This window comes from Photobacterium proteolyticum (assembly GCF_001939735.1).
In the GTDB taxonomy this organism is placed as follows: Bacteria; Pseudomonadota; Gammaproteobacteria; order Enterobacterales; family Vibrionaceae; genus Photobacterium; species Photobacterium proteolyticum.
Genome location: NZ_MJIL01000101.1, coordinates 245,014 through 256,083, shown reverse-complemented (window position 1 = coordinate 256,083; position 11,070 = coordinate 245,014). Strand labels below are relative to the sequence as shown.

Here is an 11,070-nt window from a genome sequence, read left to right as displayed (position 1 = left end):
GCATAGGCTAACGGTTCTCGCTCGACTGAGCCCGTAGAGGACTTTCACCTCCTAGAACAACGCCATGCTCGGCGCACAATATAAAAAAAGCAGCCAACTGGCTGCTTTTTTAAATCTAATCACGCCTTATTTGCGCGTGCGCGGCTTGGCCGGCTTGTTCTTCAGCGGATTACGGCGGTTAGCCGCATTGCCGGAAGGCTTGCGTCGGCCTTGCGAAGTCGCTTCGGCATCTTTGTTACGTGAAGAAGAACGGCGCTTGTCCTGACGACCACGTCGACCACGCGGCGAATCATCATTGATACGCTCTTCGTGACGACGAACTGCACGACGGATCTGACGAACGCCTTTCTTACGCTTCTGGCCTTCAACCGTCAGCATGGTGTTCTCTTCCGGTTTCAGCTCAACCATTTCACGCAAGTAGTTCACTTCCTTCAGTTCAAGCTCCATCCAGCCACCACGGGGAATGTCCTTGGTCAGGAAGATATCACCGTAGCGAACACGCTTCAGACGGCTTACCGTCACACCCTGGGAGTCCCACAGACGACGAACCTCACGGTTACGACCTTCAGTCAGCATAACGTAGAAAGTGTGGTTCATTCCTTCACCACCGGCGTATACCACGTCCTCAAAACGTGCCATACCGTCTTCCAGTTCAACACCGTTAACCAGATTCTTGATCATCTGCTCGTTAACGTCACCGAAGACACGTACCATGTACTCACGCTCAACGCGATGGCTCGGGTGCATCAGTCGGTTTGCCAGTTCACCATCGGTAGTGAAAAGCAACAGACCTGACGTGTTCGCATCCAGACGGCCAACGGACACCCAACGGCCCGACTCCAGGCGTGGAAGGCGATCGAAAACAGTACGACGACCATCAGGATCGTGGCGCGTACATAACTCACCTTCAGGTTTGTTATAGGCAAGGACACGACACACTTCTTCAGAAGGTGCAACTAGATTGATCTTATGTCCGTCAATGCGAACAATTGAATCATGACCGTCTTCAAGACGATCGCCTAGCTTTGCGGTCTTGCCATCAATGCTTACCCGGCCATTTTGAATCATTAATTCAAGCTCGCGACGGGAACCTTGGCCTGAACGAGCCAGCACCTTCTGTAATTTTTCACTCATTTGGATAAACCTTTGTCGCCTTCACAGGCGTCGAAATATCATCAAATATACCGGCAGCACGCTTATCAAGCCTCTTCGGCTGTATCCGCACACTGCTTGGTATCACGCCCTAAGCCCTCTTAAAGCGACCGTGGATTATGCCAAAAGCTTGATGCAGATACCACCGAAAAGACGGATTAGATAGCCATCGGCAACGACTTCTTTTTCGTCCGGAGATCCGCCCAAAGCAACCAATAAGAAACGTGATGCCTATCTATCAAGCGACTACTCGAACGGAGCGGGATCCCCGGCACCGACACGTGCCACTTCCATCTCGTCGTTACTGAAGTCAATTACCGTTGTCGGTTGCTCGCCCAGGTAACCGCCATTGATAATTAAATCGACGGCATGCTCCAGCTTATCGCGGATTTCATCCGGATCAGACTCGGCGACATCACTATCAGGCAGAATCAGCGAGGTCGACATCATCGGCTCACCCAGCGCATCCAACAAAGCCAGGGCAATAGCATTGTCTGGCACCCTGATACCTATGGTTTTACGCTTAGGGTTCATCAGGCGACGCGGTACTTCCTTGGTCCCTTTGAAAATAAACGTATAGGCGCCCGGCGTATTATTGCGCAGCAGGCGAAAGGCCGTGTTATCGACACGGGCATACAACGACAGCTCGGACAGATCACGACACAGCAGCGTGAAGTTGTGCTTATCGTTAAGACGACGGATCTGGCAGATACGCTCCAGCGCCTGCTTGTTTTCCAACTGGCAGCCCAGGGCATAGCCCGAGTCTGTCGGGTAAACAATCACCCCGCCATTGCGAATAATTGCCACGGACTGATTAATCAGCCGGTTTTGCGGTGTTTCGGGGTGAACGTAAAAAAATTGGCTCATTGTTCCTCCTAGGATAGTTCCGTTCTCTGCGGAACCTCGTCATCAACCCGCTTCTTTTCAACATTCCACTCTTGCCAGACCTCAGTCACTCCTTTTGGCAACCAGAGGTTGCGCCCAAGTTCGGTCCATGGAGAGGCATAATGAAAGTCAGAACCTTGCGAAGCGAGCAAGTTATATTCTATCGAGTAGTCAGCAAGCGTCCTGCGCTCCTGCTGAGACTGCTGGGGTTGTGCAACCTCCATTGCATCCCCGTTGGCTTCAACGAACGCCGTCAGCAGACGTTTCAACCACTTTGCCGTCATCTTGTAGCGGCCCGGGTGTGCCAATACCGCCTGGCCTCCGGCAGCATGAATGGCCTCAACGGCCTCAGCCATCGAGCACCAGCTGGGCGGAACATAGCCCGGGTTATTCCGGGTCAGGAACTTTTTGAACACCGCCTGCATATTTTTGGCATAACCTTGTTCTACCAGCCATTGGGCAAAATGCGCCCGCGTCAGCGTTGCACCGCCAGCCAGCGCCTTGGCTCCGGCCAGCGCACCCGGCATACGGTTTTTCTCAAGTCGCTCGGCTATCAGCGCAGCCCGAGTTTCACGCCGCGCCGCCTGTTCAGCGATCAAGGCCGTGATCGCCGGGTGTTCATGGTCTATGTTCAAGCCGACAATGTGAATATCAAAATTTCGCCAAAGTGTCGATATTTCAATACCTTTGATGAGAGTTAGAGGCAGATTTTCTGCATCGATTGCCTGCTGTGCCAATTCAAGGCCCGCCACGGTATCGTGATCTGTGATCGCAAGCACATCAACGCGTCGTTCAACCGCTCTTCTTACCAGCTCTTCAGGCACTAAACGGCCATCCGATGCTGTGGTATGGCTATGTAAATCAAACAACATAAATTAAATTTCTTGACATTATTTTCATGAACTAGTTTACTAGTACGCAGTTACCCAGTAATAGAATTACAGGATATTTACATGTTACAGCAAATTCATCATCAGCTCTGCGCTTTCTTTTCTTGGTGGTGGCACTTCCCTCTGCGGGTGGTGTGATTTGCTGTGCCTAACGGCCAAACAGACACAAGCCCGCTTACTGCGGGCTTTTTTATACCCCGACTTTTTATACCAGAATTGACGACTACGACTTTCAGCACAATGTAGCCTCTTCCAACAGCCTGCAAGTGCACGACACAGATTAAGAGATAGCGAAATGATTATTGTACTAAAGCCCAACGCGACCGAAGAGCAAGCCAAAGAAATCCTCAGCCGTATCGAGTCTGCTGGTCTAAAACCACTCTACATGCCGGGTGTCGAGCGTATCGTACTGGGTGCCCTGGGTGATGAGCGCGTGTTGCAACAGCTACACTTGGATGCCTACCCGTGCGTCGAGAACGTCAAACCGATCCTAACCAAGTACAAAATGGTAAGCCGTGAAGTTCAGGCCCACGACACAGTAGTGCGTTTCGGCAATGCCGCAGTTGGTGGCAACAAGTTTGCCGTTATCGCCGGTCCATGTTCCGTAGAGTCCGAAGCACAACTGATGGCGGTTGCCGAAGTCGTAAAACAACACGGTGCCGTGGCACTTCGCGGCGGTGCCTACAAGCCTCGTACCAGCCCGTATGATTTCCAGGGCATGGGGGTAGAAGGACTGAAACTGCTGCATAAAGCCAACCAGCAGCTTGGGCTGCCGACGGTGTCTGAGGTCATGGAAGTCGGTCAGGTCGATACAATGTGTGAATATGTTGACTGCCTACAGATTGGTGCCCGCAATATGCAGAACTACGCTTTGTTAAAAGCTGTGGGTGAAAGTAAAAAACCGGTCTTGCTCAAACGCGGACTTTCCGCCACTATCGAAGAGCTGTTACTGGCCGCGGAATACATCTATGACGCAGGAAATCCTAACATTATCCTGTGTGAGCGTGGTATCCGCACCTACGAGACAGCAACAAGGAATACATTGGACCTCAATGCCGTTGCCTATCTCAAACAGCGTACCCACCTACCTGTCGTGGTTGATCCAAGCCACGGCACCGGTGTACGCGAGTTGGTTATCCCGCTCTCACGGGCAGCAGCGGCAGTTGGCGCTGATGGCATCATTGTCGAATCACACCTTAACCCGTGTGAGGCCTTGTCCGACGGCCACCAGGCGCTGACTGGCCCAATGTTTGAACAGTTAATGCAAGAGTTGAAACCGTTTGTAGAAGCGGCAGGGAGAACGCTGTGAATACGACCCCTTTAGGTACTGGCGAGCTGGAACTACTTAGTCTCGACGTACCCTATGTGGCCGACCCGACGGAATTGTATTATTCCGTCTGTGGCAACCGCCCGCATAACTTACTGCTGGAGTCAGCCGAAATTGACTCCAAGCAGGATTTGAAAAGCCTGATGCTGATTGATGCTGCGGTCCGTATTGTATGCCGCGGCAAGCAAGTCCGGCTGGAAGCATTAACCGACAACGGACTCAATGTCCTGCAGACCCTTGAGCAGGCACTGGCTGCCGATATTCAGGGACGACGTGAAAACGACTGCCTGATCCTCGATTTTCCCAGTGCCGAGCGCGCGCTCGATGAAGACAGCCGCCTGCGTCAAACTTCTTCGTTTGACGCGCTGCGCATGATCCAGCACGCCTTTGATACCTCTGGCCACCCGCGGGAAGCCTTATTTCTCGGCGGCCTGTTTGCCTATGACGTCGTCGCCGGTTTCGAGCCGCTGCCGGACGTCGCCGAGGACAACAAATGCCCGGACTACCTGTTCTATATTGCCGAGACCCTGTTGGTTATCGACCACCAGCGCCGCCGGGGCAAGCTGCAGGCAACGCTGTTTGGCGGCGATCAATACACTTCCAGCTATTTTGAGCTAAGTCGTCGGTTGCAGCATATCAAAGAGGCCTGTCTGGAGCCGAAACCGCTGCCAGAAGCTGAGTTCCAGGACCAGTGCGAGCCGGTTGCCAGCGTCAGTGACGAGGCATTCTGCCAGACCGTGGTCGATCTCAAACAGCACGTCATTAATGGCGATGTTTTCCAGGTCGTACCGTCCCGGCAGTTCACGCTGCCGTGCCCGTCGCCACTGGTGGCCTACAAAGAGCTGAAAATCGGTAACCCTAGCCCTTATATGTTCTACTTGCAGGACGCTGATTTCACCCTGTTCGGCGCCTCGCCGGAAAGTGCACTGAAATATTGTACCGAGAGCAACCAGGTGGAAATCTATCCGATTGCCGGTACTCGCCACCGCGGTAAGAATCCGGACGGCTCCATTAACCTGGATCTCGACGGCCGCATTGAGCTTGAACTGCGCAGTGACATGAAAGAAAACGCTGAGCACATGATGCTGGTTGATCTGGCCCGTAACGATGTGGCCCGGATCAGCGAACCCGGCAGCCGCTATGTAGCCGACTTGCTCAAAGTCGACCGCTACAGCCATGTGATGCACCTAGTCTCCCGTGTTGTCGGTCAATTGCGTGGCGATCTCGATGCGCTGCATGCCTATCAGGCCTGCATGAACATGGGCACGCTGACCGGTGCACCGAAAATCCGCGCAATGCAGCTGATCCGTGATGTTGAGCAACGTCGCCGCGGCAGCTACGGTGGTGCTGTCGGCTACCTGACCGGGCACGGCGATATGGACACCTGTATTGTGATCCGCTCAGCCTATGTCGAAGATGGCGTAGCCAGTGTCCAGGCCGGTGCCGGTGTGGTCTATGACTCTGTCCCGCAGGCCGAAGCCGATGAAACCCGTGGCAAGGCGCAGGCTGTGATCGCCGCTATCCGCAAGGCACACAGTGCCCCAACCCAGTCAGTATAAGGATCAAAGTCATGACAGCTGCTGAAATTGTACTACTCGATAACTTTGATTCCTTTACCTACAACCTGGTCGATCAGTTTCGCTCGCTGGGTTACCCGGTCACCATCTACCGTAACAGCCTGAGTGCGGACCAGATGGAACAGGCGCTGGCTGAAAAAGCCAACCCGGTGCTGGTGCTTTCTCCCGGCCCTGGTGCGCCAGCCGATGCCGGTTGTATGCCCGAGCTTATCAAGCGGGTTCGCGGCAAAGTGCCAATGATTGGTATCTGCCTTGGTCACCAGGCTATCGTCGAAGCATACGGCGGCAAGGTGGAAGGTGCCGGCGATATCGTCCACGGCAAAGCAGCCATGATGCGTCACAGTGGCCATACTGTATTTGGTGACTTGCCAAGTCCGCTCTCCATTGCCCGCTACCATTCTCTGGTTGCCACGGAGGTACCGGACAGCCTGACAACCGTTGCCGATGTCGACGGTCTGGTGATGGCAGTAACCAATGATCAGGATCGTGTGTGTGGCTACCAGTTCCACCCTGAGTCGATTCTAACTACACAAGGGGCTCAGTTGCTTACCAATACGCTGAACTGGGTAATGTCAAAGCCAGAGAGCCATAGCGTGGCAACGAATAAATAAAGCTTTAGGGAGAATAAGATTATGGATGCAAGCATTTACACCATTGCCAACAAATTATATGACCAGCAGGCGCTGAGCCAGGAAGAAAGCCATACCCTGTTCGATGCCATCATCAAAGGCGAAGTCGAGCCGATCCTGCTGTCAGCCATACTGACTGCCCTGAAGATCAAAGGTGAAACCCCGGCAGAGATCGCCGGTGCCGCCAGTGCCCTACTGGCCAATGCCAACCCGTTCCCTAGCCCGGACTATGATTTTGCCGATATCGTCGGCACCGGTGGTGACGGCGCCAACACCATCAACATCTCGACCACTGCGGCTTTTGTCGCTGCCGCCTGTGGCGTTAAGGTTGCCAAACACGGCAACCGCGGGGTATCGAGCAAGTCAGGTTCATCCGATCTGCTCGACAAATTCGGAATTAATTTGGCCATGACACCTGACAATGCCCGTGGGGCACTTGACGAGCTCGGTGTCTGCTTTCTGTTCGCACCGGAATATCACGGCGGTGTCCGCCACGCGATGCCGGTGCGCCAGACATTAAAAACCCGGACTATCTTCAATGTGCTTGGTCCGCTCATTAACCCGGCCCGGCCAACTATCGAGCTGATGGGTGTCTACGACCAGGCACTGGTACGCCCGATTGCCGAAACCATGGCAGCCATGGGCATGAAGCGGGCAGCCGTGGTTCACGGCAGCGGGCTGGATGAAGTTGCCATCCACGGCGAGACGACAGTTGCTGAAATCATCAATGGCGAAATCAAGGAATACACCCTGACTCCGGCAGACTTTGGCCTTGATACCTACCCGCTTGAAGCTATCAAGGGCGGTGAGCCGGAAGAGAACCGAGCTATTATCACCAATATTCTGACCGGCAAAGGAACAGCTGCCCAGCAAGGTGCCGTTGCAGTCAATGTTGCTATGCTGCTACGCCTGTTCGGCAACGAAGATTTAAAAGCCAATACCCAACAAGCCATTGACGTGATGCAATCAGGCAAAGCATTTGAGCTGGTTGAGAAACTGGCAGCACGAGGTTAACCATGGAAACCGTACTAGCAAAAATTGTGGCCGACAAACACCTGTGGGTGGAAGCGCGCAAACAGGAGCAGCCACTTGGCGATTTTATTGACAGCTTAACCCCGAGTGACCGGAGCTTTTACGATGCTCTGTCCGGCGAGCAGACAGCCTTTATTCTTGAGTGCAAGAAAGCCTCACCGTCAAAGGGCCTGATCCGCCATGACTTCAACCTGGATCACATTGCCAAGGTCTACAACGGCCATGCCAGTGCCATTTCAGTTCTGACGGATGAGAAGTACTTCCAGGGTAATTTTGACTTTCTTCCACTGGTTCGTAACCAGGTACAGCAGCCCGTTCTGTGCAAAGACTTCATGATCGATACCTATCAGGTGTATCTGGCGCGTTACTACAATGCCGATGCCATTTTGCTGATGCTATCGGTGCTCAATGATGACGAATACCGCGAGCTGGCCGCCGTTGCCGAATCACTGAACCTGGGCATTCTGACCGAGGTCAGCAATGAACACGAACTGGAGCGGGCTATCGCACTGAACGCCAAGGTAGTCGGGATCAACAACCGCAACCTGCGTGACTTGAGCATTGATCTTAACCGCACCAAAGAGCTGGCACCGCGCCTGCCTGAAGGCACCATTGTCATTTCGGAATCAGGGATCTACAACCACCAGCAGGTTCGTGATCTTGCCGCCTATGCCAACGGCTTCCTGATTGGCAGTTCCCTGATGGCCGAGGACAATCTTGAGCTTGCCGTGCGCCGGGTACTACTGGGTGAAAACAAAGTCTGCGGTCTGACCCGAGCCGATGATGCCAGCGCCGCCTATCAAAGTGGTGCTGTCTACGGCGGGCTGATCTTCGTTTCCACCTCGCCACGTCAGGTCGATATCGAGCAGGCCCGCATGGTAATGAGCGGAGCACCGCTCAAGTACGTCGGCGTGTTCCGCAATGCTGATCCCGATGCTGTAGCCAAGGCTGCCAATACCCTGTCTTTGTCAGCCGTCCAGCTCCACGGTGAAGAATCTCCGGAATATGTCCAGGGGCTAAAGGCTCACCTTCCCGATGACTGTGAGATTTGGAAAGCCCATGGCATCAGTATGGAAGTCCCGGACTTCGAACGATGGCCGGCCGACAAACACCTGCTCGACAGCAAGGTCGGCCAGCAGTCAGGCGGAACAGGCATCGCCTTTGACTGGAGTCTGCTTAGCGATACCGACAAGCAAAACATCATGCTGGCAGGAGGCCTGACACCGGAAAATGCCTGTGAGGCAGCCAAGCTGGGCTGCAAGGGATTGGATTTAAACTCAGGTGTTGAAAGCGCCCCGGGTAAAAAAGATCAGACAAAATTGAATGCGGCCTTCGCGGCAATCAGAAAGTATTAAGGATAAATAAAATTATGAGCAAACTAGACGCCTACTTCGGTGAATTTGGTGGACAATACGTTCCCCAGATTTTGGTACCGGCCCTTGACCAGCTGGAAGCAGCTTTCGTCGAGGCCCAGCAAGACCCAAGCTTTCAAGAAGAGTTCATTACACTGCTGAAAGAATACGCCGGTCGCCCAACCGCACTAACCCTGTGTCAGAACCTGACCAAAGGTACCAAGACCAAGCTCTACCTCAAGCGTGAAGACTTGCTGCACGGAGGCGCGCACAAAACCAACCAGGTGCTGGGTCAGGCACTGCTTGCCAAACGAATGGGCAAAGAAGAAATCATCGCCGAGACAGGTGCCGGTCAGCACGGTGTAGCAACAGCATTGGCCTGCGCCCTGCTGGGACTAAAATGCCGTGTATACATGGGAGCCAAAGACGTTGAGCGCCAGAGCCCGAACGTATTTCGAATGAAGCTGATGGGCGCAGAAGTGATCCCGGTACACTCCGGTTCGGCAACCCTGAAGGATGCCTGTAACGAGGCGATGCGCGACTGGTCTGCAACCTACGACAAAGCTCACTACCTGTTAGGTACGGCGGCAGGTCCGCACCCGTTCCCGACCATTGTCCGCGAGTTCCAGCATATTATCGGTGAGGAAACCAAAGCGCAGATCCTGGCCAAAGAAGGTCGCCTGCCTGATGCCGTTATCGCCTGTGTCGGCGGTGGCTCCAATGCTATCGGGATGTTCGCCGATTTTATCGATGATGAAGAAGTCGGCCTAATTGGTGTTGAGCCGGCCGGCAAAGGCCTTGATACCGACATGCACGGTGCACCACTGAAACACGGCAAGCTGGGCATTTTCTTTGGCATGAAAGCCCCACTGATGCAGGACGAACACGGCCAGGTTGAAGAGTCCTACTCGGTCTCTGCCGGTTTGGATTTCCCGTCTGTCGGCCCGCAGCATGCTCACCTGAACGCTACCGGCCGCGCGGTCTATGGTTCGGTGACTGACGACGAGGCACTGGAAGCCTTCCAGTCACTGGCCCGCAACGAAGGCATTATTCCGGCCCTGGAATCTGCCCATGCACTGGCTTATGCCCTGCAGATGATTGAGAAAGAACCAGAAAAAGAACAGATTCTTGTCGTCAACCTGTCTGGGCGCGGCGACAAAGATATTTTCACAGTCCACGATATTCTTGAAGAAAAGGGAGCGCTGTAATGGATCGTTATCAAGCACTATTTGACCGCCTGGCGGCAAAACATGAAGGCGCATTTGTTCCTTTTGTAACCATCGGCGATCCCAATCCCGAGCAGTCGCTGAAGATTATCGACACCCTGGTCGAGTCCGGCGCCGATGCATTAGAGCTGGGTATCCCATTCTCGGATCCGCTGGCTGACGGCCCGACTATCCAGGGCGCGACAATCAGGGCACTGGAATCAGGAACGACGCCGGCACTGTGTTTTGAGCTTCTGGCCAAGATCCGCGCCAAATACCCGGAGCTGCCCATTGGCTTGCTGATGTACGCCAACCTTGTCTTCGGTGCAGGCATCGAGAACTTCTACCGCAAGTGTGCCGATGCCGGGGTTGATTCTGTGCTAATCGCTGATGTACCGGTCAAGGAGTCTGCCGAGTTCCGGGCAGCCGCCGAGAAGTACGGCATTCACCCGATATTCATTGCGCCACCGAATGCCGACGAGCAAACGCTGAAAACAGTTTCCGAGTATGGTGGTGGCTATACCTACCTATTGTCTCGTGCCGGTGTTACCGGTGCCGAAACCAAGGCGGGGATGCCTATTGGACACCTGCTGGAAAGCCTGAAGGTTCACAAGGCGCCACCAGCACTGCTTGGTTTTGGTATTTCAGAGCCCGCACAGGTAAAAGAAGCCATCGAGGCGGGCGCTGCAGGTGCCATCTCAGGCTCCGCCGTGGTAAAGGTTATCGAGCAGAACCTGGGACACGATGATGAAATGCTCACTCAGATGGGTCAGTTCATCAGCAGTATGAAAACGGCCACACGTCTCTAAAAGGCCACATTAACAAGATGATCACCTTAAAAAGCCGCACTTGGTGCGGCTTTTCACTCCAAACACACCATTTACGTGCAAGATTCCACCACATTTTCCGTTATTAACAATGCTAAACCCGTATTAGATCAAAGATCTTCCCCCCTCCCCGGCATACAGTAGCCGAGTTGTTACACGTAGCCATTTTGTCATCAGACATTGTCACACCAGAT

At 53.8% G+C, this 11,070-nt stretch carries 10 protein-coding genes and 1 other annotated feature; of the genes, 7 read left to right on the top strand and 3 right to left on the bottom strand.

What is annotated here, in order from left to right; all coding sequences use genetic code 11:
* Positions 1-126: 126 nt before the first annotated feature.
* The 3 genes from rluB to rnm all read right to left on the bottom strand — a co-directional run bounded on the left by rluB (position 127) and on the right by rnm (position 2,909).
* A complete protein-coding gene (gene rluB, locus BIT28_RS28940; protein ID WP_075768437.1) occupies positions 127-1,134 on the bottom strand; it encodes a 23S rRNA pseudouridine(2605) synthase RluB in 1,008 nt (335 codons plus the stop codon).
* Between the two features lie 264 nt (positions 1,135-1,398).
* Positions 1,399-2,019 carry an L-threonylcarbamoyladenylate synthase gene (locus tag BIT28_RS28935; RefSeq protein WP_075768436.1) on the bottom strand — a complete coding sequence of 207 codons (621 nt, stop codon included), beginning with the start codon at positions 2,017-2,019 and terminating at the stop codon, positions 1,399-1,401.
* Between the two features lie 8 nt (positions 2,020-2,027).
* On the bottom strand, positions 2,028-2,909 hold the full coding sequence (rnm, locus tag BIT28_RS28930; protein ID WP_075768435.1) for an RNase RNM: 882 nt from the start codon (positions 2,907-2,909) through the stop codon (positions 2,028-2,030).
* A 117-nt stretch (positions 2,910-3,026) separates the two neighbouring features.
* Positions 3,027-3,121, top strand: a sequence feature (Trp leader region).
* 101 nt (positions 3,122-3,222) lie between these two features.
* Between rnm and BIT28_RS28925 the strand changes: the two genes are divergently transcribed.
* The 7 genes from BIT28_RS28925 to trpA are packed head-to-tail and all read left to right on the top strand — an operon-like array spanning position 3,223 to position 10,858.
* Positions 3,223-4,236, top strand: coding sequence for a bifunctional 3-deoxy-7-phosphoheptulonate synthase/chorismate mutase (locus BIT28_RS28925; RefSeq protein ID WP_075768434.1), 1,014 nt, complete (start codon positions 3,223-3,225; stop codon positions 4,234-4,236).
* Positions 4,233-5,813: an anthranilate synthase component 1 gene (locus tag BIT28_RS28920; protein ID WP_075768433.1), complete on the top strand. Its 1,581-nt coding sequence runs from the start codon at positions 4,233-4,235 to the stop codon at positions 5,811-5,813. Before BIT28_RS28925 ends, BIT28_RS28920 begins: the two co-directional genes overlap by 4 nt.
* Positions 5,814-5,824: 11 nt before the next feature.
* Positions 5,825-6,442, top strand: coding sequence for an aminodeoxychorismate/anthranilate synthase component II (locus BIT28_RS28915; RefSeq protein ID WP_075768432.1), 618 nt, complete (start codon positions 5,825-5,827; stop codon positions 6,440-6,442).
* A 21-nt stretch (positions 6,443-6,463) separates the two neighbouring features.
* On the top strand, positions 6,464-7,474 hold the full coding sequence (trpD, locus tag BIT28_RS28910; RefSeq protein WP_075768431.1) for an anthranilate phosphoribosyltransferase: 1,011 nt from the start codon (positions 6,464-6,466) through the stop codon (positions 7,472-7,474).
* A 2-nt stretch (positions 7,475-7,476) separates the two neighbouring features.
* On the top strand, positions 7,477-8,847 hold the full coding sequence (trpCF, locus tag BIT28_RS28905) for a bifunctional indole-3-glycerol-phosphate synthase TrpC/phosphoribosylanthranilate isomerase TrpF (protein WP_075768430.1): 1,371 nt from the start codon (positions 7,477-7,479) through the stop codon (positions 8,845-8,847).
* 14 nt (positions 8,848-8,861) lie between these two features.
* A complete protein-coding gene (gene trpB, locus BIT28_RS28900) occupies positions 8,862-10,052 on the top strand; it encodes a tryptophan synthase subunit beta (RefSeq protein ID WP_075768429.1) in 1,191 nt (396 codons plus the stop codon).
* Positions 10,052-10,858 (top strand): tryptophan synthase subunit alpha, encoded by an 807-nt coding sequence (gene trpA / locus BIT28_RS28895; RefSeq protein ID WP_075768428.1) that lies wholly within the window; start codon positions 10,052-10,054, stop codon positions 10,856-10,858. Before trpB ends, trpA begins: the two co-directional genes overlap by 1 nt.
* The last annotated feature ends 212 nt before the right edge of the window (positions 10,859-11,070 follow it).